Annotated in this window: 34 protein-coding genes; 17 read left to right on the top strand and 17 right to left on the bottom strand. The window is 37.8% G+C overall.

Annotated elements, in window-relative coordinates:
- Positions 1-414 precede the first annotated feature (414 nt).
- The 8 genes from C2M25_RS20935 to C2M25_RS20900 all read left to right on the top strand — a co-directional run bounded on the left by C2M25_RS20935 (position 415) and on the right by C2M25_RS20900 (position 7,252).
- Entirely contained in the window at positions 415-642 is a 228-nt protein-coding gene (locus tag C2M25_RS20935; RefSeq protein ID WP_158679769.1) for a hypothetical protein, read from the top strand.
- 264 nt (positions 643-906) lie between these two features.
- A complete protein-coding gene (locus C2M25_RS20930; RefSeq protein WP_063704702.1) occupies positions 907-1,143 on the top strand; it encodes a helix-turn-helix domain-containing protein in 237 nt (78 codons plus the stop codon).
- Positions 1,144-1,205: 62 nt separating this feature from the next.
- On the top strand, positions 1,206-2,567 hold the full coding sequence (locus C2M25_RS20925; RefSeq protein WP_105182046.1) for a hypothetical protein: 1,362 nt from the start codon (positions 1,206-1,208) through the stop codon (positions 2,565-2,567).
- A gap of 111 nt (positions 2,568-2,678) precedes the next feature.
- Positions 2,679-3,341 carry a hypothetical protein gene (locus C2M25_RS20920; RefSeq protein WP_105182045.1) on the top strand — a complete coding sequence of 221 codons (663 nt, stop codon included), beginning with the start codon at positions 2,679-2,681 and terminating at the stop codon, positions 3,339-3,341.
- Between the two features lie 89 nt (positions 3,342-3,430).
- Positions 3,431-4,552 (top strand): HNH endonuclease domain-containing protein, encoded by a 1,122-nt coding sequence (locus C2M25_RS20915; protein ID WP_105182044.1) that lies wholly within the window; start codon positions 3,431-3,433, stop codon positions 4,550-4,552.
- A gap of 176 nt (positions 4,553-4,728) precedes the next feature.
- The gene (locus C2M25_RS20910) at positions 4,729-5,364 is read left to right on the top strand and encodes a hypothetical protein (RefSeq protein WP_105182043.1); all 636 of its coding nucleotides are present in this window, start codon (positions 4,729-4,731) and stop codon (positions 5,362-5,364) included.
- Positions 5,365-5,467: 103 nt separating this feature from the next.
- A complete protein-coding gene (locus C2M25_RS20905) occupies positions 5,468-6,235 on the top strand; it encodes a hypothetical protein (protein WP_105182042.1) in 768 nt (255 codons plus the stop codon).
- Between the two features lie 612 nt (positions 6,236-6,847).
- Entirely contained in the window at positions 6,848-7,252 is a 405-nt protein-coding gene (locus tag C2M25_RS20900; RefSeq protein ID WP_105182063.1) for a LexA family protein, read from the top strand.
- Positions 7,253-7,375: 123 nt separating this feature from the next.
- Here the strand turns inward: C2M25_RS20900 and C2M25_RS20895 are convergent, their stop codons facing one another.
- The 16 genes from C2M25_RS20895 to C2M25_RS20835 form a co-directional block, all read right to left on the bottom strand.
- Complete coding sequence (locus C2M25_RS20895) at positions 7,376-8,443, bottom strand: hypothetical protein (RefSeq protein WP_105182041.1); 1,068 nt, start codon at positions 8,441-8,443, stop codon at positions 7,376-7,378.
- Between the two features lie 120 nt (positions 8,444-8,563).
- Positions 8,564-9,739 (bottom strand): tyrosine-type recombinase/integrase, encoded by a 1,176-nt coding sequence (locus tag C2M25_RS22140; protein ID WP_105182040.1) that lies wholly within the window; start codon positions 9,737-9,739, stop codon positions 8,564-8,566.
- Between the two features lies 1 nt (position 9,740).
- Positions 9,741-9,962, bottom strand: coding sequence for a hypothetical protein (locus tag C2M25_RS20885; RefSeq protein ID WP_105182039.1), 222 nt, complete (start codon positions 9,960-9,962; stop codon positions 9,741-9,743).
- Positions 9,949-10,113, bottom strand: a complete 165-nt coding sequence (locus C2M25_RS21795; protein WP_158679767.1) for a hypothetical protein — start codon at positions 10,111-10,113, stop codon at positions 9,949-9,951. The genes C2M25_RS20885 and C2M25_RS21795 overlap by 14 nt, the downstream gene beginning before the upstream one ends.
- Positions 10,114-10,122: 9 nt before the next feature.
- Complete coding sequence (locus C2M25_RS20880) at positions 10,123-10,392, bottom strand: hypothetical protein (protein WP_105182038.1); 270 nt, start codon at positions 10,390-10,392, stop codon at positions 10,123-10,125.
- Positions 10,392-10,763, bottom strand: a complete 372-nt coding sequence (locus C2M25_RS20875) for a hypothetical protein (protein ID WP_105182037.1) — start codon at positions 10,761-10,763, stop codon at positions 10,392-10,394. The genes C2M25_RS20880 and C2M25_RS20875 overlap by 1 nt, the downstream gene beginning before the upstream one ends.
- A gap of 107 nt (positions 10,764-10,870) precedes the next feature.
- Positions 10,871-11,041 carry a hypothetical protein gene (locus tag C2M25_RS21790; RefSeq protein WP_158679765.1) on the bottom strand — a complete coding sequence of 57 codons (171 nt, stop codon included), beginning with the start codon at positions 11,039-11,041 and terminating at the stop codon, positions 10,871-10,873.
- Positions 11,028-11,792, bottom strand: coding sequence for a hypothetical protein (locus C2M25_RS20870; RefSeq protein WP_105182036.1), 765 nt, complete (start codon positions 11,790-11,792; stop codon positions 11,028-11,030). The genes C2M25_RS21790 and C2M25_RS20870 overlap by 14 nt, the downstream gene beginning before the upstream one ends.
- A 70-nt stretch (positions 11,793-11,862) precedes the next feature.
- Positions 11,863-12,564: a hypothetical protein gene (locus C2M25_RS20865; RefSeq protein WP_105182035.1), complete on the bottom strand. Its 702-nt coding sequence runs from the start codon at positions 12,562-12,564 to the stop codon at positions 11,863-11,865.
- A 110-nt stretch (positions 12,565-12,674) separates the two neighbouring features.
- Positions 12,675-12,938, bottom strand: a complete 264-nt coding sequence (locus C2M25_RS20860; protein ID WP_105182034.1) for a hypothetical protein — start codon at positions 12,936-12,938, stop codon at positions 12,675-12,677.
- 100 nt (positions 12,939-13,038) lie between these two features.
- Positions 13,039-13,203 carry a hypothetical protein gene (locus C2M25_RS21785; RefSeq protein ID WP_158679763.1) on the bottom strand — a complete coding sequence of 55 codons (165 nt, stop codon included), beginning with the start codon at positions 13,201-13,203 and terminating at the stop codon, positions 13,039-13,041.
- A 17-nt stretch (positions 13,204-13,220) separates the two neighbouring features.
- Positions 13,221-13,625, bottom strand: coding sequence for a helix-turn-helix transcriptional regulator (locus tag C2M25_RS20855; protein ID WP_105182033.1), 405 nt, complete (start codon positions 13,623-13,625; stop codon positions 13,221-13,223).
- A 275-nt stretch (positions 13,626-13,900) separates the two neighbouring features.
- A complete protein-coding gene (locus tag C2M25_RS20850; RefSeq protein ID WP_105182032.1) occupies positions 13,901-14,374 on the bottom strand; it encodes a hypothetical protein in 474 nt (157 codons plus the stop codon).
- A gap of 5 nt (positions 14,375-14,379) precedes the next feature.
- A complete protein-coding gene (locus C2M25_RS20845; RefSeq protein ID WP_158679761.1) occupies positions 14,380-14,730 on the bottom strand; it encodes an STAS-like domain-containing protein in 351 nt (116 codons plus the stop codon).
- Between the two features lie 2 nt (positions 14,731-14,732).
- Positions 14,733-15,707 (bottom strand): hypothetical protein, encoded by a 975-nt coding sequence (locus tag C2M25_RS20840; RefSeq protein ID WP_105182030.1) that lies wholly within the window; start codon positions 15,705-15,707, stop codon positions 14,733-14,735.
- On the bottom strand, positions 15,686-16,438 hold the full coding sequence (locus C2M25_RS20835; RefSeq protein WP_105182029.1) for an XRE family transcriptional regulator: 753 nt from the start codon (positions 16,436-16,438) through the stop codon (positions 15,686-15,688). The genes C2M25_RS20840 and C2M25_RS20835 overlap by 22 nt, the downstream gene beginning before the upstream one ends.
- 89 nt (positions 16,439-16,527) lie before the next feature.
- On the opposite strand from C2M25_RS20835, the gene C2M25_RS20830 reads away from it, so the two are divergent.
- Positions 16,528-16,776: a transcriptional regulator gene (locus C2M25_RS20830; protein ID WP_105182028.1), complete on the top strand. Its 249-nt coding sequence runs from the start codon at positions 16,528-16,530 to the stop codon at positions 16,774-16,776.
- Between the two features lie 202 nt (positions 16,777-16,978).
- On the opposite strand, the gene C2M25_RS22330 is transcribed toward C2M25_RS20830, so the two are convergent.
- Positions 16,979-17,173 carry an ECs_2282 family putative zinc-binding protein gene (locus tag C2M25_RS22330; protein ID WP_105182027.1) on the bottom strand — a complete coding sequence of 65 codons (195 nt, stop codon included), beginning with the start codon at positions 17,171-17,173 and terminating at the stop codon, positions 16,979-16,981.
- 83 nt (positions 17,174-17,256) lie between these two features.
- Here C2M25_RS22330 and C2M25_RS20820 point away from each other — a divergent pair, with 83 nt between their 5' ends.
- The 8 genes from C2M25_RS20820 to C2M25_RS20790 all read left to right on the top strand — a co-directional run bounded on the left by C2M25_RS20820 (position 17,257) and on the right by C2M25_RS20790 (position 23,053).
- Positions 17,257-18,303 (top strand): PriCT-2 domain-containing protein, encoded by a 1,047-nt coding sequence (locus C2M25_RS20820; protein ID WP_105182026.1) that lies wholly within the window; start codon positions 17,257-17,259, stop codon positions 18,301-18,303.
- Positions 18,303-19,715: a primase-helicase family protein gene (locus C2M25_RS20815; RefSeq protein WP_105182025.1), complete on the top strand. Its 1,413-nt coding sequence runs from the start codon at positions 18,303-18,305 to the stop codon at positions 19,713-19,715. Before C2M25_RS20820 ends, C2M25_RS20815 begins: the two co-directional genes overlap by 1 nt.
- A gap of 310 nt (positions 19,716-20,025) precedes the next feature.
- Positions 20,026-20,367: an antiterminator Q family protein gene (locus C2M25_RS20810; protein ID WP_105182024.1), complete on the top strand. Its 342-nt coding sequence runs from the start codon at positions 20,026-20,028 to the stop codon at positions 20,365-20,367.
- Between the two features lie 159 nt (positions 20,368-20,526).
- Positions 20,527-20,703, top strand: coding sequence for a hypothetical protein (locus C2M25_RS21775; protein WP_158679758.1), 177 nt, complete (start codon positions 20,527-20,529; stop codon positions 20,701-20,703).
- Positions 20,704-20,718: 15 nt separating this feature from the next.
- On the top strand, positions 20,719-21,534 hold the full coding sequence (locus C2M25_RS20805) for a hypothetical protein (RefSeq protein ID WP_105182023.1): 816 nt from the start codon (positions 20,719-20,721) through the stop codon (positions 21,532-21,534).
- A 169-nt stretch (positions 21,535-21,703) separates the two neighbouring features.
- Positions 21,704-22,177 carry a lysozyme gene (locus tag C2M25_RS20800; protein ID WP_105182022.1) on the top strand — a complete coding sequence of 158 codons (474 nt, stop codon included), beginning with the start codon at positions 21,704-21,706 and terminating at the stop codon, positions 22,175-22,177.
- Positions 22,170-22,598 carry a hypothetical protein gene (locus C2M25_RS20795; RefSeq protein ID WP_105182021.1) on the top strand — a complete coding sequence of 143 codons (429 nt, stop codon included), beginning with the start codon at positions 22,170-22,172 and terminating at the stop codon, positions 22,596-22,598. Before C2M25_RS20800 ends, C2M25_RS20795 begins: the two co-directional genes overlap by 8 nt.
- A 158-nt stretch (positions 22,599-22,756) precedes the next feature.
- Positions 22,757-23,053 carry an HP1 family phage holin gene (locus C2M25_RS20790; protein ID WP_105182020.1) on the top strand — a complete coding sequence of 99 codons (297 nt, stop codon included), beginning with the start codon at positions 22,757-22,759 and terminating at the stop codon, positions 23,051-23,053.
- Positions 23,054-23,191: the final 138 nt, after the last annotated feature.

The following is a 23,191-nucleotide window of genomic DNA, read 5'->3' as shown; positions in this document are numbered from 1 at the left end:
CTACGTGTTGTCGGCAGCTGAACAGCGCCGTTTTTTGTAAATGCCCATTGGGCTATTTCAATATTAGGTTAGCGTTAAAGTTGCCTATGTGCAATCTGCAAATAAAAATCTGCGTGTAAGCTACGAAAAACCAAGCCCCCCGCTATGAAGCGAGCGATTTATCGCTTCGACATAGCGGGGGGCGTAGCCCCTTTTTAAAGAGGTGGATATTGCTCATGATGCCTCAATAAAAAGGGGTTGGTTTTATGAATATAGGCTTATGGCATATACTCTGTAAGGCTAATTTTGAAAGCTTTGGAGGTTAATATGGGCGCATTGATCGCTAGTAATATAATGATAATAAGCTTGGTTATATTTTTCGCAGTCTTATTTTATAAAAACAGACGAGTCTTAGTTAAAAGGAAGAGGAAATAAATGAATCATCATAGCTCTATGCATAGTGAATCAGAAACGGTTGCCAACAAAATTAGGCATGTTTCAAATAGCAGACTAAGAAAGCTTGCACGAGAGTTAACAGAATCTCCTGTAGAGAAATACATTGCATTGGCATTTTTAGAAAAATTGATATGGGAGCATAAAGATAAAAATATTAAGTTAGCTGCATTAGAGCATTGGGCTAAATTGGTGGAAGAGAAACAGTAAGCTAATACTTTAATAATGGGAAAACCTTAAGAAGTAAAGCAACTCTTTAAATACAGCTCTTGATAGTTCACGTTTCATCACTTATATTCATAAATACGCACAATTGCTGCGTTCCTGCGAAGGGAGTCACTTCGGTGACTGAAAACAGGCGCCTTTATGGCTGCCTTCAATACGTAAAGAGGAAAGACATGGCTGCATATGCAGCATCGTGCATACTTGCATGAACAATGCCCTTCGCTCCATTAAACGTATTGGAGGGCTGTCATGTCATCATCTCAAACTATTTCAGTTAAAGACTTAGCTGAGTTACTACAATTATCACCTCGCACAATCCACAACCGAATTAGTGCTCAATTTAAAGCAATAGAAGCTGGTGAAAATCCAGAAAGCTATCAAATACAGCGTTTAGCGCCACCTTCAATAAAGTTAGGCAAATCTCGTTTGTTCATTCGGGAAACGGTTGAGCAATGGCTAGCTCGTTTTGAAGGGGTGAAGATGTAAGGAAGGCGAAAGGGGCAGCTTGACCGGCGATACCCCAACCGCACTTTGCATCTTCAAATTATATGCTTGCCTTAAAAGAAAGGCCACCTTTGTCGTGGCCAAAGTACGCTATTGCTTCGCCAAAAGACTTTTATGACTTAATCGATTTTCATTCACCTAGATATGTCAGGGCACTTTTCAGTAATAATCATGAATCAGGTACAAAAATATTTTTATTAGGAAACCGAAAGTCCAATAAGAATACAGATTTAAAGACTTTTAAGAGTAAAACAACGAGGTATGTTCAAGGAGTATTAAACTGCAAAAGCGAAGCGGTTAATAATTACTATAGTCCAAACGAGTTTTACTGCTGGCCAAAAGCTATAAATTTAGCGCTCCTTAGGGCTAATTGGATTGATATTGATGTCACTGAAAAAGTTGACGTGAGAAGAGTACGAGAGTTTGAGCATGACTTGATTGAAAGGGTTCTTCAAGTGTTAATAAAGAAAAAATTACCACCCTTTACAGGTTATGTTTGCTCTGGATCTGGTGGGATTCATTTATATTGGATATATGACCCTGTAGAAGCTTCAGAAGTTAATAAAGAATTGTGGAAGGTGGTAGCAAACACATTTATTGAGAGTTTAAAAAACATAAATTCTTTTTGGCATATTGATAGTACTGCATCAAAAAGAGCTTATGGAAATTTGCGCATACCAGGCTCTGTTCATGGACGCACAGGCTTACAAGCAAGGTTTTTTAGTGGCGGGCCAAAGTATCAATTTGAAAAGCTACTAAATTACCTAAACTTGGAGCCATTAAGAGATGAATTAAAAATCAAAAAAGAGTCCAGAGTTGTTAGTTTGCCATTTAAACCTAAAAGCAATGAAGCCAAACAACAGATTCAGAGGCGTTACGGGCACAACATCAAGGATTGGTGGCTAAAGTGTATAAACACTATCCAAATTCATTTTCGAAAGTTAGGAAAGGTGCCTAAAGGCAAACGTGATAAAACAGCTTTCATCCTATTTGTTGCCTTTCAGCATTTAAATAAAGAGACAGCATTTGAAAAGCTGGAAAGAATCAATGATGAGCTGATAGGCTTTTCACTTGAAGAGTTAAACGGACTGACAAAAACGGCAAAAAGCACTATCTACAAATACAAAAAAGACACACTAGGTGAATATCTAGAAGACTTACTTGGCTATTGCCCTGAATATTTGTGTGCGAAGCCCAATGTTAAGCTATCAATGGATGAAATAAGGCAAAGGCAGAGTAAAGCAGCCAAATGTACGGCTTCTAAAAAGCGAAGTAATTCTAATGAGGTTGTGGTGAAAGCAATTGAAGAGATAACAAAAGAAACAGGCAAAAAACCGACTCAGAAGCAAGTCGCGGAACACATAGGATTGGGGCTGCGAACAGTAAAGAGGTATTGGTTTTCTTAAGTGTAAATATGGGAGATGAATCTGCTGTGGTGTTAATCAGTTTTCTAAAGTATGCTACTTCGTAACTCTTATATAAAATGAGTGTTAGCTTTCTAGGCTTAGAAATAAACGATGATGAATGAGATTATTATTGGGTTACAAGTATTAATTCTCTTGGCCATAGGAGCTTTAAGTTTCTTTAATAAGTTCCTTAAGTCTTATAGTTCCGAAAAAGGTAAAAACTTAGCAACTAAAGAGGACGTTGATTTAATTACAAGAAAAGTTGAAGAAGTGAAATCTGAATATGTAAATAGGGTTGAGCATTTAAAAGCTGAATTAGCTTTTTATCAAAAAAAGAACGATTTACTATTTGGTGAAAAAATAAGAGTATTTAAAAAATTACAATCGCAACTTGTTGAGTTTAAGAAATATTGCGAAGCTTGTTATGGTACTTACGGGCGGGTTAGTGAATTTCACCCTAATTTAAACTCATTAGGACCTGAAGTGGGTAAATCAATTTTATTCCACATTACAAAAATCCATGAAATCGAGCAAGAAGACTTTGTTTTTCTATCGCAAAATTCTAGAGCTGCTTTAAGTAATTTGACTAGAACATTATCCAGTTTGTGTAGCATGGAATTGGCTTTACATAGTGATGAGCCTCCTGCTGCTATTATTCAAGGTGCGGCGGGCACGTATGAATCAGCGATAGAAAAAATTGATAGATGTTTGCAGTCTCTGTTTGAGGACTTAGAATTTCCAGGAAAGTATCGAGCTAATAAGCAACTAAAGTAGAATTGCTTATATTGGTCCTGTTTCGCTTTGCTAAATATATCTGCTAACTATTTTAGCCCCTTTGTAGGGGGATCAGGAATAACTCTGTAATGTCCACTCAAAAATTTACAGCTTTCCAACGAGAGGCTATTTGGCTTGCACATAAAAAGAAGTGTGCCTACACAAGGGAGCTTATCGATTTCAGCGATTTTCATATTGACCACATAATCCCTGAGCACCTTATAGATGATCCTGTCGAAATAAAGAGACTGAAGTCAATGCTGAAATTGACGGAAGATTTCGACATCAACGGATATGAAAACCTTTTACCTTGTCGCGCAGGTGCTAATCTTCAGAAAGGTTCACGCGTTTTCGATTTGGCGCGCATACACTTTTTCCTTGGTATAGCTAAAAGCGTGAAGAGTGAAATACTGAAGAATCTAGAAAATATTGATAAGCGGAAAAACCGTGGAAAGGCGTTAGTCTTGTTGCAACAATGTCTAGAATGCGGTGAATTGTTACCCTCCGAAGTTGCCAGAATACTCGAAGATTACAGTGAGCACCCTCAAGAAATATTTACTCTAATAGAAGGTCTTCAATTATTGGATGCAGAGGACGTTAAAACTGTAGTTAAGGCTGATATAGATAATCTTATGAGCCGAAAGGTACTGTTAGGTCAAAACAATCATGCCTGTGAACTCATACTAACAAACGAACATAATGAAAAAGTGCATGTTTGTACGTGCAAGGAATATGTTGCTGCGATTAAATCAGAGTATTACCCTAGGACGAGTATAGATATTAAAATGTCCGCAACTTTTGAGCATCAATGTGGGCTACTCAGCTTTCTTCAAAATGCAAAAATAGCAGAATATAGTTTTATTAATGAACCGAGAGTAGGGATCGTCGATTTACATTTGATTCCATTTTCTTTTTTTCCGGTCTTAGGTGAACCACCGCTGGAAACGCAACATTGTACTACCTATCAAAGCAAAGTCGATGACGGTACGATTGCTATTAAAAGGCTTAAACAAAATATGCTGTGCATTGAAGAACAAGGAGGTATGGGTCAACAGCTGATTGAGGTTGCAAGAGCTGACTTCAACGGTAATGGCACGGAAGACATGCTGTTATTTGAATATAGCTATTCAACACAGGGTACATTTGGATTTGGGAAAATTAGAATTTTAACACGTAATTCAATTAATGGTTTATTCGAACTTATTTTATGAGCGTTTATAAAACTGCGCTCAAAGAGGCGTTTACTGTAACGTTTTTTTATCTGTTGGAAGAGAATAATTTGATTAATTAATTATATGTTAAGATGTTATTTTTAAGTGGCCTTTTATAAGGTTATTATTTCTTTGAATATTAAATACTTGGACTTAACTGTTAAAGAAGGATTTAGATGAGTTCTGAACTAAAAGAACAAGCAGATAATTCTTGTGGTGGTAAATTAATAAAGTCTTCGATGCATTGCTTCTCTGCCGATTTTCTAGCTGGTTGCAAAAAGTTTTCGGAGTTAGCCAATACTTCTGAAAAGTCTCAAGATGTAATTATATTTAATACATCCTGTATTATTAATGCTGCAAGTTATTTAGAAGCAAAAATAAATGAAGAAATCTCAATAGCTGTAATTTGTCATGATGAAGGTGGTCCAGAAGGTGAAGCATGGCGGGCTGTACAAAATTTACAGAAAAAACTTAACGTACAGGAGAAGTGGGATCTAGTTGCGTTGAGAACAAACGGTATTGAATGGAACAATGCAGTTGAACCATTTCAATCTATTGAGCTAATAATTAGTTTAAGAAACGAACTTGTTCATTATAAAGGAGCTTTTTTTGGTAGAGATGAAGCTCCGAATAAAAAAATAAAGGGATTAATGAAGCAACTAGGAATTTCAAGTAAAGCAACTTGGCTAGATGATGACTGCTCAAGTTGGATTGCTGATTTACTTAGTACAAAAGAAATTTCTGAATGGGTTTATAAAAGTATCGCTCGGTTTAGTAATTCTTATTATGAGCTACGGAATCCTAAGTATTGAGCATATTCTCTGCGTTAAATGCTTATAAGAGCCTTTCATTTTGTAATTTTTATCAGTCTGTGTATAAGAAATTAGTAGGAATTGATTAATAAGGAGAGTTAGGGTGGGTTTATGTTTACTGACAGGTAAAAAAGGAAAGTTTGTTAAATCCCATATAATACCAAAATCTTTGACTAGACCAAGCAAGGCAGGAAATAAGTTTCTGCAACCAGCAGCAGGTTCTACAACAGTTCGGCTCATAAAAAGGGCTGATAGTTGGTATGATAAATCTATAGTAATAAGAGAAGGAGAAGACTACTTATCCGAAATTGATTCTTATGCAATAGATGAATTAAGAGCTCAAGGCTTGCTTTGGTCGAGTGACAAACTCAGAAAACCTGCTACAGACTTAATCAATGAACTCACAATTGTTAACTTTAATGAACCATTAAAAATTAGAAAATTCTTTTTAAGTTTATTGTGGAGAGCTGCGGTTTCATCTTTGCCAGAATTTGTTGGTGTAACTTTGTCAAAGGAGCAAATAGAAATATTGCGAAGAATAATTATAGGGGAAATGGATGATAAGTTGAGCGTATTTCCTATTATTTTGATTCAATTAACTGGCTTGGGACCCACACATAACTTTGTTCCAATAAAATTAAGCTTTAACGGTTGGGAAGTGTACCGATTCTATATGAATGGATTGATTGCCCATATCCACCTCCAAAACCCAAATTTATTAGCACTAATGAATCCTGTTCCATCTGATCACCCTACATTTTTAGGAACTAAGCAAACAATTGTTCATCAAGTCAAAACTGAAAATTCATTTCAGTTATCTAACTTGAAGAAGCTATTGCGAAACGATGTTTTTATAAATGAAAAAATATAGGGCTATTTGTTTTGTACAGTGGGTAATTTACAAGGCAGTTCGTTTGACGAGTCTATGAATACTACTTAGGGAAAGTTGGATTATTTAAGGTGCCATTAGCTGTCTTCCTATATATCCCCCCCAATCAACACCTAATCTAACCTAAAAAAGAGAAAATAAATTTAGATAAATATGGTGCGATAAATGTGCGATATAAATAAAGGAATGCAGAGTTAAGGTGCGATAAAATAAATAGATAAGTTCAGTAACTTATTGAGTAGGGTGGAGAAAAATGGTCGGCATAGCAGGATTTGAACCTGCGACCCCTGACACCCCATGATTTTCTTCAAAATTAAGTTAACCTATTGAAAATATGTAATATTACAAACTAACTACTGTTTTTTTATACAGTCAAAAGTGCATTTTTTCTCATTTTTATACTTTTGTAAAATCAAGCGGTTAGAGTGCTTATTACAAATACAATTCTCAGCTTTTTTATAAAGCCCTTCCTAAACAACATATTAGAAAATCTAATTTTGTAAGTCTAAGTTCAAGCCATTTCAAAATTCACTTTCCGACAATCAAACTTTTCACTATACTGTATATATAAACAGTGTCGTGGTTTTGTTACTTATGTTCGTTATCCCTATTTATATCGAAGCTGGTATTACAGGCTTTGAATCTCCTGCAGCTCAATACAAGGAGCTCGGGCTGTCGCTTGATCAGCTCTTAATTAAGCATCCTGATGCTACCTTTATTGGAATGGCCTCAGGACAGTCTATGCAGGGAGTAGGAATATATGATGGTGACTTACTTTTAGTTGATAGGGCGGTGGATGCTAGTACCGGTGATATTGTTGTTGCAAGCTACAACGGATGTTTTGTATGTAAGATTATAGATAAAGACAACCGATTGTTGTTATCAGCCTCTGATGAATTTAAACCGGTGTATGTTTCACCAGAGGATGATTTTTGTTTAGAGGGTGTTGTTACAAGGAGTATAAGACTTCATAAGCCTTGTATGGAATTTAAACCATAAATGCAAATAAACCCTCATAGTTCATATAGAATGCCTTGACTTAATGCTATCAAATATAGATAGCATTTAGAGTTTTCGTCGGGTCTTATAGTATTTAACTTGTTTAGTAAACGTAGGATGCTGTCACTTTGTTAAGTTAGCTAATTCTATAAGGCTTGCCAATTCAGATTTTTGAGAGCTTGTTAGTTCATAATCAGCGTAGTATTGGCGACCGCGAAATCTAATTTTAGAGCTTTTAGCATTAGCCATTTTAGATAAGACCTTTATATATTCATCATTTAATGAATCTGTGTCCCACTCCCAAATAGTCCCTCCAGAATTGTCTCGGTCAAAGGTTCTTTTAGAGCTATCCCATCTGTAACCATCTGCAGATATTGAGTACTCATCAATAAAGAGCCAATCATCAGCTTTGTATAATACTTCCACAAAAGGGTAAACTTCTCCAGAGTCTTTAAAAATGAACTTTATCGATAAATAAGATTTAGGGTTGTTATAAGGCATCCATGAAACTACAGTTCTGCCTTCGAAATCATCGTAGTCAATTTTTAATGTGGATAGTAAGTCAGCTATTTTTTGCCCATTTTTAGGGTATCTACTAGCGATATCTCTGATTTTCTTTATTTGTGTCTCATTATAACTATGTTTGTTTTGGCTACTAACATTTAAATAACCTTTAGAAATCTTACTATAACCAGTTAATAAGACGGAAGAACCTTCGTAAATTGGCACAGGTTGAAAATTGCTAATTTTTTCATGTTCGGCTAGTGAGATTATCTTATCGCCTACATGTTTAAATTTGTTCGAGGTGACTAAATATATAGTTTCTCCAGTTTCAAGGATAGCTTCTTTTGCTACATAGCCAGAGTAGTCAATAAAAGGTTTGCGATCTGTATAATACCCTCTTTTTCCGACATATTTCTCGTAAGGGAGTTTGTTCAATATACAATCGTTAGCATATGATCTTGTTGGCATCTTGAAACAAAGGTCCCCATAACCAAATTTTTGTAAACCCTCTAACATTTCACCAAAGACAAATTCTTCTCTATCGCCAGGCGTATAAACAAAAGCTGATGTTGCAGGCTTTTGGTTCGTAAGGTTAGAACTTTGGGAAGTAGCTACTTTTTGTGGTGAAGTATTCGCGCAAGCGCTAAGAGCTAAAAGTGAAGCAGTAAATAATATATTTTTTTTCATTTCTAAATTCCATTTATATAAACTCCTTGAATATAGCACCTTTTAATCTTAAGTAAATTTAGGCGGTTAATTATATTACATGATTTTTCTACAAGAACTATTTGTATTGATTTATATCATTTAAAACCAACTCACCGTCAAGTTAGGCACTTGCACCCATTCAACTTGTTTACCAAATTCGGTATACACTTTGGTTGATTTACTGTCTGAGTGGCCCATTCGTGTTTGTGGATCCCAGCCTTGGGCTTTTATTAGCCTTGCAGATAAACCGCGTATTTCGTGGTAAGTGGGGCGCTCTTCAGGCTTTAGATGATTATAAACACCTAGCTTGTCTCTTACTTTCGAAAACTCTGTGCTTATGTTTTTGCTAACTATTTGGGTTATGTGATTTACCAAAGCGCTAGTAGGGTTTGAATTTTTCTTTGGTAGCCTGTGTACAACATAAGGCGAAACAATTCTATCGCGGCTGTTGTCGATAATTGCTTTAATAGTTTCGTTGATTGGGATGATCACATGCGAAGCTTCGCTTTTATGTGTTTTCTGGCGGTGAATAGCTAGTTCACCATAAATGGTACCAAATTGGTCTTGTTGTGGTTTTTTATACCAAATACAACCACAGCGCCCAGGCTCTGCTTTTCTTAATTTATATTCAATACGTGATATTTCTAAAACTGCATGTGTAGTTTGCATGGTTAAATCCATTGCAGTTCTGAGCCATAATGGGGCAGCTGCACGTATTTTTTCGAATGCATCAACATCTAACGCTTTACGTTTTTTACGCTCGCTGGGTTTTTTGATTTTAAGAGCGGCGGGGTTGTTTGTCATATGCCCGCTGTCTTTTGCATAATCGAAGACTAGTTCTAAAAAGCTGAGTTTTCGGTTATACACGTTGTTACTTGCACCTTTATGATAGTGCTCCATGTATTCGGTAACATCACTTAGCGTGATATCTTCGCCTGGCATCGTGAAATAACTTTTCATACGTTCGGCATCATTAGTCCAGGTAGACAGTAAATTATTACCTGGGGATTTGTCGGCAGTCATTCGCTCAATAATAGAGTCAACTATTAGGTTTAAACCACCTTGAGAGCCAGTGCCTGTAAGCAGTTCATCCAGCTTAGAATTACTTCGCTTAATACGGTTGTACTCATTGGCTATAATGATAGCTTCAGTTCTATTTTGACTGACGATTTTACGCTTACCATTAACAAGTTTAAGTTGATAGCCGGCGTTTTTAACAAAATATAAAAACGGCGGCAGGTCACGGTTTTTGTTCAGACGTTTTCTTGGTGCCATGTTAGCTATTCGCTGCTAGTTTTAATGCTATTTCTTTTGCTTTCGCGTTAGTGCCAGGTTGCTGATCATCATAAATATACACTTGTTGACCAGGCCCCACTAACTCTCCTTGAACATATCCAGTTGCTACCCAATCTCGCAGAGAGTTATAGCTAGGTAGTGAGTCTTCATGGAAATACATTTTAGCCCAGCAACGGGCTTTCATTAATTTAGGCTTCTTCATTTGGCACCTCTTGCAGTTCGTCTAAGTGGGGAAGTGTTTCTAATGCTTCGTCTAGGTCTTCACACTCATATTTTACGCGACGGCCATTGGTGCGAATTTCAATAATTACGCCATCGGCCTCTTCTAAAATAGTAATTACTTTCTTAGCCATAGTTTTACCTCAAAATAAGAGTCGTTCTTGCCTTGGCTGTTTAGCCTCAGGCCTATTATCAGCATCAACCACTTCTATAAATGGCTCTTGCTGATATTGGTTACAAAGCTCTGTGATGAACACTTGGGTTTTGTGTACTTGGCATTGGCCATAGCGAGTTTTAGTTTGCTGCTGGCCGTATCTATCTATGTGAGGGCAGTATATATCGTCTGCCTTACCAATGTGCTTATATGCCTGACAGCTAATACAGGCCTTTGGCATGGTGATTAAATTAGCCATTATGCAGCCCAAAGCTCACTGAGTTCCCGCTCAAGTCGGTAATCGTCTAATCGTTCTTCTAACTTTTCTCGTGCTGATTTTTGACGTTCGCTATAAGGAACTGCTCGCGGAGCGTCTTTCTTAGGTGAAGTTTGCTTTGGGATACTCACTGTGATTGGCTTATTTTTGGTTTTAGGTGTAGCGTTTCGTTTTTTATAAGGCTTACGAACACAGCCACAACCAAGTACTCTGCCTAAGTTACCTTTTTTAACTGAACGCTCAGTGCCACAAACACAGCGACATAAATAGTATTGGCCACATGCTTCCTCAGATAGCACTGTCCAATTGTTGAATACATCGCCGGCTGTTATTTGTACTTTGCTTTTGGCCATGATGCCTCCTTTTGTTTTTCAGCCTGGTTCTTACGTTGATAATATTGACGTATGCGGGCCCTTTGTTGGGCTACACAGTTGCGTTTAAATTTGTGCATCGCTTTCTGCTATGTCCAAGGGACTAAGCCCAGTTGTTGACGTTTCTCGTTCCACTTTTTAACCAGTTGGCAGGCTTCTTTTTGAAGCTTTTTGCTAGTTAGTAAGCGGCTGATCTCTTTTTGGTCTTTGGCTTTAAAGCTGACCAGGGTTTCAAGCGTGGCTTGCTCAAAGCTGTTCATCTTCATTACTTAACGTAAGTAGGTCTGTGGCTGTTAGTTCCCAGTTGTTGGCTTTAACGCGGCGTAACCAGTTACCACAGAGTTCTAAGGTGTCTTTTTTAGGGCGTAAGCCGCCTTTGGGGGCTTCGACTAATTCGGCTTCATCATCTTTGTTGAGGATGATTAAACCACCACGACCACTTTGGTGTAGGTAGAGTAGTGGGGTTTGCCTAGCATCATGGCCTTCGACCATGCCACCAATGTGATACGGGTAGGTTTGTACAATGTCGGTATCGCCACGGTAGATTTGCACTATGTCAGCGGCAGCTAAACGATTCTTAAGTTCTCTTATTTCGGTTTTAAGCTGGCTCGTTGTTTTGCGTTCGCTTTGATAAAGGCGCTTTTGTTGCTCAGTCGCTAAGCGCTGGCTCTCTAGCTTGTCTTTGTAGCTTTTTATTTTGTCGCGTAGCTTTTTAGGTGTGCCGGCTATTTCTTTATACGAGGTTAGCGTAATCGTTAAGTCTTTTACTTTAGCTAATGCTTGATCGCGTTCTCTTTGTGCTTGCGCCAGCTGTTGATCGGCACTTTTTGCATTTTTAAGTACAACTGCAGCACCTTGCTCATAGTCTTTTACCAAAGCAGTAAGCTTGTCATTTTGTATTTGTAGCTGCTGTTCGTTTTCAACCATTTGGTCAAACTCAGCAACTTCTTGGTTATAAGCCGCAACTAAAGTATCGATTGCATCTACGACTGATAAAGGGTGATTACTCATGGTATTTATCCTGGTGTTGTAATAACTTCAATTCAGCCCACTTTTTAAATGAGCTGTCAGAAACTACTGCTTACCAATCAGTATCTGGGTGTAAGCGAAGTTCTAAGAGGTCTTCATCAAAGTCAGCTAAACCAGTAATGACCATTGAGGAAGCGTAAGCTTTAATAATTAGGCTATCTTCGTCGTGAAGAATGGTAGGGTTCCATGTGTGTCGAAGCCTGATATCACCGCCCTCACCGATGTACAAACTTACTTCAGAGCAGTTTTTTGATTTTGAGTAATAACCAGATTCAAGCTGTTTCCAAATTTGTAAATTGTAACCACCCAGTACGCTGTCATTCTTTTTAAGTTCAACTGTTGCGTATTCATCGGTGTTATCTATGTCGTAGTGATCTTCTGCTTTCCAGTGCGCTACTATTTTGTTTATGAATTCGTGAATATCCATTGATTCAGGCAGTGGGGCGAATAGCTTGTTCATGCCTTCCATGAGTTTGGAGGCAGCTTTACTTTCAAAAAACTCACTAATTTTTTGTTCAATAGCTTTTAGCATTACATCGTTGTAAGTAGGTATATCTAATTGTGATGCATTGATTTTTAACTTGTCATCGAGCAATTCGTTTAGCTGCTTAGTGATATTGCCATATGACTCAAATTGGCGACGTATTGATTCGTTGATTGATTTCTCAATTCCTAATTCAATAGACTTCTCAATTTCGCCACTTTGAATCAAGTCAGCGACTTTTTTGTCAACAAGTGCGTGTAATTCTTGCATTGATTTCTTCCTGTGTTGTTATACCCAGTTCTCTAGGTTCTGTTCAAAAATCAGCAATGCGATTAATAACGTGATGAAAAGCATTGCTGATAAGGCTTTTTTAAGCGGTTTCATGCTGCCAAAACTGCTTTTGGGATGCGTGTGTTCTCAATCAGGCTTAAAAAGGCTTTAGTCATGCATAAATCACGGCGGGCGCTCGCGTTTAAGGCGATTGAACCAAGCACTACTTGGTTGTTGATATCAAATAAAATGATTAAGCAGTATTTGGTACCTGACTCGTAAATACGTAGCTCTTCACCATGCATGCGTTGGTTCATGAAATTAATGCGTTGTTTGAGCTGGTTGATCACCAGTGATGTGAATACGTTTAACATAGCTTTTTCCTTTTCCTGTTGTGTTGTTTTAGTTGCTTACGGCAACCACTCGGCTGGTTTTGTTGGGCAAGTGCGTACCAGCGAACTGTGAAACCTTGCTTTAAGCCGCTTGTGGCGGTGGCTCTGGCGGCGGGTTATTAGCCGCTTTTAAATTTGGGATCACCAATTCAAAAGGGCTAACCTTTTGAGCTTGTTTTAGCTTGTGTAATAACGGGGCTGTTGCTGCGTTATTGCGTGCTGTTGGGAATATAAATACTTTGGTCATATTCACTCTCCTTGGCCTTAGGCTGCTAGTAAGTCGTTTTGCCGTTCACGCAGTCGGCGTAAACGGGTGGTGCGAACAGTTCGGGTAACCCGAATCGTTCGATAACTGCGCTCAACGTCACTATTGGTTGCACTTAACAACACAAGCACTAGGCACATGGTGTAACGCAACACACCTTGCTTAATTGCTTGGTGTACCGTTTGGCGCATTGAATGGGTGTTAAATTTGAAGCTGAGTTCATTACAGGCTTGGCGAACTGTGCTGGGCTTTACACCCAATGATTCAGCAATTGACTTTTGTGTTAGGCCTTTTGCTACGAGAAGTAGCGTACGCGCTTGTTGTGCAGGTAAGCGAGAGTAAGGCTTTGTACTTACGTGCATATCATCTAGTTGAAAGCCTGTTTTTGTACGGATAGTATTCACTTAACACATCTCTTGTATAACTTATGTTATTAAGTGTACACCTGAAAATCATCTTGTAAATAACAAAAGTTATTTTATTTGCATAAATAAAGTTATATTTTTGTTTTTTAAAGGATTAAGATTGAAGCTTTGTATTGCGGTTGTATTCTAAAGTTAAACTTTTTAAGGTGATGAGATGAAATATTTGGCCCCAGCTCATTGAAGCTAGTACTTGAAGAAATGGTGAATTAAACTCTGAGTGAAAGGGTTATAGTGGTGTTAAGACACCACTATAATTATTTTATAGGAGGATATTGTTTGCTGAAAGACTCATAAACGCCTGTCTCACAAACTGATATGACAGCATATATTCCCCTAAGTATTTGTGCTCTATCTTGTGAAGAGCTCATATTAGAAGCTTTAGTACTATTTAAAGTACAAGCCATTCTAATTTGGAAAATACTTGTTTTGTAATCAGAGATAGGTAGGTGTCTGATTTTTATGATTTTAATTAGTTCCTGAATGTCGCGTAGTTTTAAGCCAACATATGTATCATAAATAATTGGAGAGTCATTATTCTCTTCTTTTAACCAAAACTCATCGCTTGCATTCTTTATATCTGAAAGTAAGTCATTGATATTATTGACTATTGAGTAAGTCTCGGATCTTGAAGCCAGCCTTTTTGCATTTCTGAATAATATAAGCCACCCTGTGATGGCTATTAAAACAGAGCAAATTACACTAATTAGTACAGGTAATAAATTTTCCATATAAATTACATTTCATACATTTCAGCATCAGGGTCATATTTAGCGTCGTTAATGTAAAAAAGAATTTCTTCTACATAAGTTTCGTCCTTAGACTTGAAATCTAAAACTTCTAAAACTGTCTCTTTCTTGAAGTGTCCAAACCTAATTAACCCACCAAATGACTCTTCCATAAAAGATGAAGTCATAGGAATATCTAGACCGTTAAAGTCTAATGTCAACTTCTTCCCATCTTTAATGCTTTCTTCAATCCAGCCTTTTAGGAACAATTCTCTAAATTTTGTTCCATTATGTTTGCTGTCAACTTTAGAGCGGCCAAAAGGACTTCTTGAAAAATCTTTTGCAATAATTTTTAACATGTTCAACCTGCTTTGTAAGGTATTTGCCATTCTATAATTGTACCACTGATAGGGATCGGCTCTTCATCGACAATCTTTGTCCCATCTTCTTTATCAATATAGTAAAAGCCTTTACCACTGTATATCAATAAACTCGAATTATCGTTTTGATAATAAGTATTTAATATTTCTTTGGAACCTCTGCCCCTACCTGGTTCATTTACTTTACTTGAGACACCATATGTCAGCGCATGTTCAATTTTCTTACCGTCATTATCACTACTTGAGCATAAATTTCTCATGGTAAATGGAATGCCCTGACCTTTATCATAAACTACAAAATGTAATGATGATGAGTTTTGGTCAAAGTAAGCAAATTGCCACCACCTTTTGAATTCATCTAAGTAATAATCAGGATAGCTATGGTGTTTAACATTGGACATAGCTTCTAAGATACTAGCTTGAAATATTCTAGCCTCTGAAGTCATGACTTTAAGACCAGACTTTTTGAGAGCGTTTATGGCAGAGATTGCATGTATCACTGGTTCAGTTCCCGTTTGGAAAAAACAATCATTTTTCAGTAAAGCGTCAATCTTTTTTCTTGTGCCAGGCTTAATGGCCTTAAAAAAATCAAATTCAGAGAATACTTTTCTAGCATTTGGCTCAACCGGTAGTGTGAAAGTAATAATATCTGGTGAATTCTTTATTAGTTGCAGGTTTGTAATTTCAGCAAAGAGCATAACAGCAGCAGCTGCAGACAACCCTAACAAATCTTCAAAATTCACATGTATTTTCTTTACCCCGTATTTATTCACCAATAAGTTTAAAGCACTAATAAATGCTAATGTCGGGATTCTGTCTATGCTTGTGTAAATATTCAGATATTGAGGAGAAAAAACTTCGAGACGATTTAAATCGTTATTTAATGTGAACTTAACTCCTCTATTAATTAAAAAATTAATATGTGCTAATCGACTTACCTTATTACTGAATACCAAAATACTCTACCTATTACCCTTACAGACATGGCTTCTTCACTATTTAAGTTTTCATCTGGGTATTCATCTGTATTAAAGCTTCGAATTCGAAGCCCTCCACCTGGCCTTCTAGTAAGAGTTTTAACAAATAACGCACCAGCCCAGTCAATAGCATACATGTCTCCATCTTTAATTATTGTATTAGCTGTATCTATACCAACGGTAGCACCATCTGGTATGACTGGCTCCATTGAGTTGCCTGATACTTTTACACATGCTGTATGGGTTGGATCAATGCCATGTCTGCGTAGTGTTGATTTAGAAAAACGCAGCTTTGGACCTGTTGTTTCTAGCTGTACTTCAGAACCATTTCCAGCCGATAATTCAATTTCCATATAAAATGGTACTTCTACTTCATCCTCTGTTAAAGGTGTCTTACTGTCCCATGGATCTAGTTCAATAAATTCAGATACATTTGAAGTGTTGTTTAATTTTCTTTCCGTATTAAATGATTTTAATTGATCAGTAGTGCGTAGAGGGTTAAGTACCTCAGGTTTATCTTCGCCATATATCAACCAATTCACAGGCACACCAAGGGCCCTTGCGAAATCATTAATATTTCGAGGGCGACGGGTTTGACCACTTTCAATTTTTAAAACAGCTACTTGAGATACACCAATTAATTCACCTAGCTCTGCTTGAGTCAGGTTGGCTTCTTCTCTGGCTTGTTTGAATCTGTCTTTTAGTTCCATGTCACTATTATCTATAACAAATGTTATGTATTGCAAATAACAAAAGTTATGATAGCATTATAACTAATGTTATTTTGGTGGTCGAAATTATGAATTGTCTTGGTCTTAAAAAAGCAATTGAAAGTTGTGGAGGACAATCTTCTTTAGCTTCGTTAATAGGAAAAAAACAAGCACATATTTCAATTTGGTTGAATAGAGATAAAAAAGTACCAGCTGAAATGGTATTGCCTATCGAAAAAGTCAGTGGAGTGCCTAGGCATGAATTGCGTCCTGACATTTACCCACCGGATGAATATCGAATGATATGCAAAGCTTCTCAGCTTAAAGAAGCTGCTTAGTTTCATAGGTCTCATCAAGTTAATTCCTGTGTTGTTGAGCTTGTAGGTTAGTAAATCAATAGCTGGGAATTTAGCTAAACGAATATATGTTTTTTTATACAGGTGATTTATGGCAGCTTCTAATACATTAAAAGTTAAGGTATCGCTTGAAACCTCTGAACTACAACAAGCGATAAATGGTGCAGTTTTTATCGTGGAAAAACTACCTAAAAATATTTTTGGTTATATCGTCAAGAAAATTATCCATTTCATTTTCTATTTGTCGATTAAGTTCTCCATACGTTATCACGCCTTTACAACCGACACAGGTGACTTGATCGTCATCCTTCGGATCGGCTGGATACTCAAACTCTTTACTTCCACAAGTTTTGCAGACGACATTTAATAAATCAGACATATTCAGCTTCCTTATTTTAGTTTGTTGGTTTGGTCGCTAAACATACTAATTTAGGGAAGCGTTTTTTAACAGGAATTTTAATTATGCAGCAGGCAACGCTACAAGATGTACAAGACGCTTTGCAGTATCTTGACCCAAATTTAGATCGTGATACCTGGGTTAGGATTGCCATGGGCATTAAAAATGAGTTTGCCGATACAGGCTTTGATATTTTTGATTCGTGGAGCGCTGGCGGTGAGCGTTATAAGCCAAACGATGTTAAAAGCATGTGGCGCAGTGTAAAAGCCGGTGGCGGTGTTAAGATTGGTACTGTAATTGGCATGGCTAAAGAGAAGGGCTTTACGTTTAGCCGTGAACCTATGACGGCTGAGCAACAAGCCAAACTCAACGCTGATTACGCTAAACGAGCAAAAGAGCGCGAAGCGAAAGAAGCAGAAGAAGCAGTAGCGCGCCAGCGTTGGCATGGGGTAATTAGCGACTTTTCCAAATATATCATTGAAAACTTCACTATACCGATAAAATCAAATAAGTACTTAAGCGATAAAAAAGTAAATGCTTATGGGGTGTTAGGTTTTAAAAAGTCATTTATTTTGATTATTCGCGATAACTTTACTACTGAGTTAGTTGAAGGTGGTAAAGAGATAAAAGCCTTCTTTGATACTTTACCTAGCGAAGATGAAGGTAGGGACTTTTCGTTTTTACATATCAAGCGTGGCAGTCTGGCCATTCCCCTCATTGATATTAATAAGCAGATTTGGAACATCCAAGTAATCAACAATACTGGTACCAAGTTATTTTTAAAGCATGGCCGTAAATCAGGGCTGTTTCATTTTATTGGTAAAGCTAGTAGCTGTAATATTTTGGCTATTTGTGAAGGGTATGCAACGGGCGCGAGCATTCATATGGCGACTGGTTGGCCATGTGTGGTGGCGCTTGATGTAAATAACCTAATGCCAGTTGCATTAGCACTAAAAGAAAAATTACCTGATAAAACCTTTTTATTTTGTGCTGATGATGATGCTAATACAAAGGGCAATCCAGGTGTTACAAAAGCACAAGAAGCAGCAGCTGCAGTGAGTGGCCTTGTTGCTGTGCCTGACTTTTCTGCTGTTATAGATAAGGCGGCATGATGGCTAGTAAAGAATTAAACGATTGGAATGATTTGCATGTAAATGCTGGGCTAGGTGAAGTTAAAAATCAGCTCACACATGTTGTGAATAAGCCAAGTGCGAATGATGAATCTCCCACACCCTCTGAAGAGCGACTGCCAGAAAATGAGTTGTATGATTTTGATGGACGTTACACACGCGAAGTACTCTTAGATAATTTTTGGTTTTTGTGGGGAACAGATACATGCTGGGATAACCTCAATAAACTTCAAATAAGGCTCTCACACTTACGCCATGGGGTAGGAAAGGATAAGTACAACTATTGGAATGATAGTGACCGCCGAAAAACAGTGAAAGAAATTGCGTTTGAGCCAGGTAAAGATCTAGGTGATGACAAAGTTAATTTATTTGAGGGCTTTGCTGTTACTCCCAATGAACGGGGTAAGGCAGGTTGCGAGCTAATTTTACAGCACTTGTATTTTATGTGCCGTAAACGTGAAGATGAATTTAACTTTTTACTCAATTGGATTGCTTATCCATTGCAAAACCCTGGTGCGAAGATGGCCTCTTCGATAGTTATGTTTGGAGCCGAGGGCACGGGTAAGTCGATAATTTGGGAAGAAGTGGTAAAGCCTATTTATGGTAAGCATGGTGGCACAATTGGCCAAGCCCAATTAGAAAGTCAATTCACTGGGTGGAAAAGTGCTAAGTCATTTGTTGTTGCTGAAGAGGTTGTAAGTAGGCAAGAACGAAACCACCACAAAGGGATGCTGAAACAGCTTATTACAGGTAAGACGTTTCGAATAAACGAAAAGAATTTACCTGAGCATGAAGAATCTAACCATATGAATTTAGTTTTTAATTCTAATTCGACAGTTCCACAAGAACTTGATGAAGGAGATAGGCGATATTTGGTTTTATATGGTGATCAGGTTGAAGGTAAATCTTATTTTGATGCTTTGGTTAATGAGATTGACAATGATGGTATCGCCTGTTTTATGCATTTTATGCTGCACTTAGATTTAACCGGCTTTGATGCTCATACGAAACCACCTTTGAATTATGAGAAGCAAGGGCTGATTGATGCAAGTATGCCTTCACCGGCTTATTTTCATAAGCTCTGGAAAGGTGGCGAACTTGATATACCGTACATAACTGCAACGACAAGTGAAATTTACAAACACTTTTGCAGGTGGTGCGAAAAAAATGGTGAGTTTAAACGTACGCAACGATTCTTTAGCAGTGAGTTACAGCGCTGCATGACACCTCATAGGCTTAATATGAACTATCCCTATGCAAACAGCCCACCTAAAACCGTTCGGGTCTTTCTGACTGCTGAAATGGTTAAGTATTTTGGCCAACCTGATTTTAGGAAGCTGGTTGAGGAGTCATGCCGTAAATTTGATAAGTATAAACCAGAGGATGAGCTATGACGCTTATGACACTAATTATGACGCTTCTTATGACGCTTTATTTCCCATTTTTAAAGGGCTTGACGCTTATGACAGAAACACTCGCGTATATATGCACCCGCGCGCGCACGTATGTACGTGTTTTTTATGCGTCATATGTGTCATAAGTGTCATAAGTAATATTAACCATATGAAAAGTAGATGATTTTTACTATGACGCATTTAATGACGCTTCACAAAATAAGCTTTTAAAGCGTCATAGCCAGAAATTAAGCAGATAGATAGCACTTATGAAAAGTGATGTAACCAACAGATTTAAAAAGGCTTTACTATGAATTTAGTTACTACTATTGACGATTTACTTAGTGAGTGGGGGATATGGTCACAGGCAGGATTAGGTTTAACTCTTAGTTCTGCATCGAATGATGAAATTGCCATGATTAATGACGATTTGGCTTTATTAATTGACCAAGCGATAGCATTACTTGGTTCGTATGCACCAAAAACTAAGATGGTTATTATGTTGAGTTATCGTTCTAAAATGAGCTGCAGACAGATTGCTAAAAAGCTTGATATGGGTGAAACGAAAGCAAGGCAATTATTGCTTAGTGGAGTTGCATGGCTTGAAGGAAACCTGATGGCCCAAGGTGTTTTGATAAACTCTGCAGCATAAAATTTATATTTTACTTAAATTATTTTGTATTCAATTAAAGTACAGAAGGTCAGGTTCAAAAAATTTGCATAAAGGGAATTAGCATGATAATACTAAATTGTGGTAGCAAATTTTGTACATGTGTGTAGAATGCCGCCGCAATTAATGGAGGAGTGTAATATGTTTTTTTCACTGCTAGGCAATAATCAATATAAGAAAGAACAGTTAGAAACTGTGAATATTGATAAAGATGGAATTGTTAGCCTGAACTTAAAGAACGAAGTTGTTCAATCGAAGATTAAAGCTCAAATTGATAAGCTTAAAAAGTTAGACGACAGCAAGAACGCTGCAAAGTAATAAAAAAAGGATTTTATGGGTGCCTTAGTTTTAGGTGTTGTGTTGATACTAGGGTACTTTTATCAGAGCTATCATCCTTACCGCCGACTTCGTTTAGTTAGAAGTTCTGGATATCATATCTATTTTAAAGCTGGTCTATCTGGCGTTGTTTTTCTTTTATTAGCAGCTGCTACTTGGTTGCTCATCGATTTTCTTGATCTTCCCTCTAGATTGATAGATGGAGTTGAAGACAGACCAAAACTTACCTTTATTGAGCAAAATACCCCGAACTGGGGTGAGATTAAAGCGTTTGCGATTTTTTTAATTGCTCTTTTTTACTGCTCTTTACACATATTGTTTTGTAAGTGGTTCGCAAGTAAAGAGACAATATATGGGGCCTTAGCTTCGATTGCTAATGATTTAGAAATGTTAGTTGTAAACTCAACAATCGAAGTAACACCAATTCGCTTTGAACTAGACTGTGGAAAGGTATATGTGGGTTTACCCGAAGCGCCTGATTTCGCATCGGGTGAGATTAAGTTTATAACTCTTTTGCCGCTGTTAAGTGGTTATGTAAATGATGAAAAGAAAATAATTTTTAATAATAATTACTTCTTACATTACGAAGAGCATTTCTCAGAAGAAGACGATGACGAGGATGATATTATTCCTGAGGGCTATGAATTTGCCAACTCAACGAACGAACACACTACAATTAATGACTTTTCGATAGTTGTTCCTGTTGATCAAATTGTTGTGGCTAGCCGATTTAGTATTGATGCTTTTATAGAATTTAGACAAGCGAAAAAATCGAGTTTGATAGGGCCTCCTGCGCCGAATCAACAAAATTAATTTGCTTTTGCGCGCGCACTATCTATACTAGCTCATGTAAGCTTAGCGAAGCTGCATCATAAAGCCCGAGGTTAATACCTTGGGCTTTTTTGTTTCTGCGTTTTAGCTCACTTCCTGTTGTTGACCCGCTTTGGTTTTGCCTGAGCGGGTTTTTTCGTTTGAGGCCCTTATGAAAGTAAACAAGCTATTAGCCGCGGGTGTTACCGGTGTACTTGCGCTTGCAGGCGTTACGATTGCACAGTTTGAAGGTGAGGCAAGAACGGGCTATGTCGATCCTGTTGGTGTGGTTACCGCTTGCTTTGGTCACACAGCGACAGCTGAGCTTGGCAAGAACTACACAGAGAGCGAATGTTTAAGTTTGTTTGCTAAAGATTTAGGCGAACATAACAAGCAGCTGCTAAGAGCAGTTAGCGTATCGATGTCAGCAAGCGAACATGCTGCTTACTTGTCATTTCATTACAACGTGGGTGCTGGGAACTTTCGTAGTAGCACGTTATTAAAACTTTTGAACAATGACCAACGAGTGAAAGCGTGTAATGAGTTATCGCGTTGGGTTTACGCTGATGGCCAGAAGTTACCAGGCTTAATTAAGCGCCGTGAAGCAGAGCGCCAGTTATGCTTAAGCGAGCTTAGGGATGTTTAGTTTAAACAAAGTATTGTTTTCAGGCTTGGGAGTGATGCTTGCGATATCAGTGTTTCGATATTTGGGCGTTAGCGCTGAGCTTGATGAAGCGCGTGATAGTAACGAACAGCTACTCGGCACTATTCAAAGCTATAAGAATCAGGTTGAGATGCTGGCTAACAACTTAGTGAATGCTGAGAAGCAAAATAAGAGATTACTAAAAGAGCGCACTTTACTGGAACAAATTCGTGCAAAGCACTTAGCACAACTTACCTCTATCGAAAATAAGCTTCAAACAACTAACTCACAACTTGATGCATTAAGGCTATCGACTAATGAAACAACTAAGAACTGGGCTAATGACTGTGTGCCTAGCGCTGTTATCAGCGTGTTCAAGTATGCCAAAGCTAGAGCCTGTAATCAAAACAGTCGTACAAACTGAGTATAAGTTTGTGCAGATGCCTAACGAGTTCATTAAACCTTGTGAGGTTAGTATTCAAGCTGTTGGAGATAATACATCCCACAGTCAGTACACCGTGTATTTAGAGACCGTTATTGATACCTGCAATGAGCAGTTATTAAGAGCTCGAGAGTGGAACAATGCGAATAGAAACAAGTGATATAGCTATGCAAAAGGCCGTCAGTGTAACGACCTACAGCGCAAGCTTAGGCACTGCAGCTGGAGGGATATTTAGCTTGAATGAGTGGGCTATATTACTGGGGATTATATTCGCAGCATTAACATTCTTAGTTAATGCGTGGTTTCAACATAAGCGTGACGAACGTGAAGCGCGTAAGCATGAAGATGATAGAGAGTTCCATCGTGCAAGAATGGAAGCGCTACAACAAAGCGATCATGCACAGCTGTTATGCCAGCCTGATTCAGATGGTAATTAATTTATCTGCTCAATTAAAAAATATATTCACGGGTCCTTTGAGCAATACCCTGTATACGAAGCAAAACTCGCGAATTTTTAACAGCTAGAACTTCCTATAAGGGGGTTCCGGTTTTTCATTGATATTAGATAGTTAGGT

It is taken from the genome of Pseudoalteromonas sp. T1lg21, from assembly GCF_002964625.1.
Lineage (GTDB): Bacteria > Pseudomonadota > Gammaproteobacteria > Enterobacterales > Alteromonadaceae > Pseudoalteromonas > Pseudoalteromonas gelatinilytica.
This window is presented reverse-complemented; position numbering and strand designations above follow the sequence as displayed.

Excerpts from the sequence above, each read along its gene's own strand:
- C2M25_RS20865 (WP_105182035.1), bottom strand. The coding sequence starts at position 12,564 with ATGCAAGAATTACACGCACTTGTTGACAAAAAAGTCGCTGACTTGATT.
- C2M25_RS20795 (WP_105182021.1), top strand. The coding sequence starts at position 22,170 with ATGTTTAGTTTAAACAAAGTATTGTTTTCAGGCTTGGGAGTGATGCTT.
- C2M25_RS21790 (WP_158679765.1), bottom strand. The coding sequence starts at position 11,041 with ATGAACAGCTTTGAGCAAGCCACGCTTGAAACCCTGGTCAGCTTTAAA.
- C2M25_RS20820 (WP_105182026.1), top strand. The coding sequence starts at position 17,257 with ATGCAGCAGGCAACGCTACAAGATGTACAAGACGCTTTGCAGTATCTT.
- C2M25_RS22140 (WP_105182040.1), bottom strand. The coding sequence starts at position 9,739 with ATGGCACCAAGAAAACGTCTGAACAAAAACCGTGACCTGCCGCCGTTT.
- C2M25_RS20800 (WP_105182022.1), top strand. The coding sequence starts at position 21,704 with ATGAAAGTAAACAAGCTATTAGCCGCGGGTGTTACCGGTGTACTTGCG.
- C2M25_RS20930 (WP_063704702.1), top strand. The coding sequence starts at position 907 with ATGTCATCATCTCAAACTATTTCAGTTAAAGACTTAGCTGAGTTACTA.
- C2M25_RS20935 (WP_158679769.1), top strand. The coding sequence starts at position 415 with ATGAATCATCATAGCTCTATGCATAGTGAATCAGAAACGGTTGCCAAC.
- C2M25_RS20925 (WP_105182046.1), top strand. The coding sequence starts at position 1,206 with ATGCTTGCCTTAAAAGAAAGGCCACCTTTGTCGTGGCCAAAGTACGCT.
- C2M25_RS20910 (WP_105182043.1), top strand. The coding sequence starts at position 4,729 with ATGAGTTCTGAACTAAAAGAACAAGCAGATAATTCTTGTGGTGGTAAA.
- C2M25_RS20830 (WP_105182028.1), top strand. The coding sequence starts at position 16,528 with ATGAATTGTCTTGGTCTTAAAAAAGCAATTGAAAGTTGTGGAGGACAA.
- C2M25_RS20870 (WP_105182036.1), bottom strand. The coding sequence starts at position 11,792 with ATGAGTAATCACCCTTTATCAGTCGTAGATGCAATCGATACTTTAGTT.
- C2M25_RS21795 (WP_158679767.1), bottom strand. The coding sequence starts at position 10,113 with ATGGCTAAGAAAGTAATTACTATTTTAGAAGAGGCCGATGGCGTAATT.
- C2M25_RS20850 (WP_105182032.1), bottom strand. The coding sequence starts at position 14,374 with ATGGAAAATTTATTACCTGTACTAATTAGTGTAATTTGCTCTGTTTTA.
- C2M25_RS21785 (WP_158679763.1), bottom strand. The coding sequence starts at position 13,203 with ATGACCAAAGTATTTATATTCCCAACAGCACGCAATAACGCAGCAACA.
- C2M25_RS20815 (WP_105182025.1), top strand. The coding sequence starts at position 18,303 with ATGGCTAGTAAAGAATTAAACGATTGGAATGATTTGCATGTAAATGCT.
- C2M25_RS20885 (WP_105182039.1), bottom strand. The coding sequence starts at position 9,962 with ATGAAGAAGCCTAAATTAATGAAAGCCCGTTGCTGGGCTAAAATGTAT.
- C2M25_RS20880 (WP_105182038.1), bottom strand. The coding sequence starts at position 10,392 with ATGGCTAATTTAATCACCATGCCAAAGGCCTGTATTAGCTGTCAGGCA.
- C2M25_RS20810 (WP_105182024.1), top strand. The coding sequence starts at position 20,026 with ATGAATTTAGTTACTACTATTGACGATTTACTTAGTGAGTGGGGGATA.
- C2M25_RS20805 (WP_105182023.1), top strand. The coding sequence starts at position 20,719 with ATGGGTGCCTTAGTTTTAGGTGTTGTGTTGATACTAGGGTACTTTTAT.
- C2M25_RS21775 (WP_158679758.1), top strand. The coding sequence starts at position 20,527 with ATGTTTTTTTCACTGCTAGGCAATAATCAATATAAGAAAGAACAGTTA.
- C2M25_RS20895 (WP_105182041.1), bottom strand. The coding sequence starts at position 8,443 with ATGAAAAAAAATATATTATTTACTGCTTCACTTTTAGCTCTTAGCGCT.
- C2M25_RS20835 (WP_105182029.1), bottom strand. The coding sequence starts at position 16,438 with ATGGAACTAAAAGACAGATTCAAACAAGCCAGAGAAGAAGCCAACCTG.
- C2M25_RS20860 (WP_105182034.1), bottom strand. The coding sequence starts at position 12,938 with ATGTTAAACGTATTCACATCACTGGTGATCAACCAGCTCAAACAACGC.
- C2M25_RS20790 (WP_105182020.1), top strand. The coding sequence starts at position 22,757 with ATGCGAATAGAAACAAGTGATATAGCTATGCAAAAGGCCGTCAGTGTA.
- C2M25_RS22330 (WP_105182027.1), bottom strand. The coding sequence starts at position 17,173 with ATGTCTGATTTATTAAATGTCGTCTGCAAAACTTGTGGAAGTAAAGAG.
- C2M25_RS20845 (WP_158679761.1), bottom strand. The coding sequence starts at position 14,730 with ATGTTAAAAATTATTGCAAAAGATTTTTCAAGAAGTCCTTTTGGCCGC.
- C2M25_RS20900 (WP_105182063.1), top strand. The coding sequence starts at position 6,848 with ATGTTCGTTATCCCTATTTATATCGAAGCTGGTATTACAGGCTTTGAA.
- C2M25_RS20920 (WP_105182045.1), top strand. The coding sequence starts at position 2,679 with ATGATGAATGAGATTATTATTGGGTTACAAGTATTAATTCTCTTGGCC.
- C2M25_RS20875 (WP_105182037.1), bottom strand. The coding sequence starts at position 10,763 with ATGGCCAAAAGCAAAGTACAAATAACAGCCGGCGATGTATTCAACAAT.
- C2M25_RS20915 (WP_105182044.1), top strand. The coding sequence starts at position 3,431 with ATGTCCACTCAAAAATTTACAGCTTTCCAACGAGAGGCTATTTGGCTT.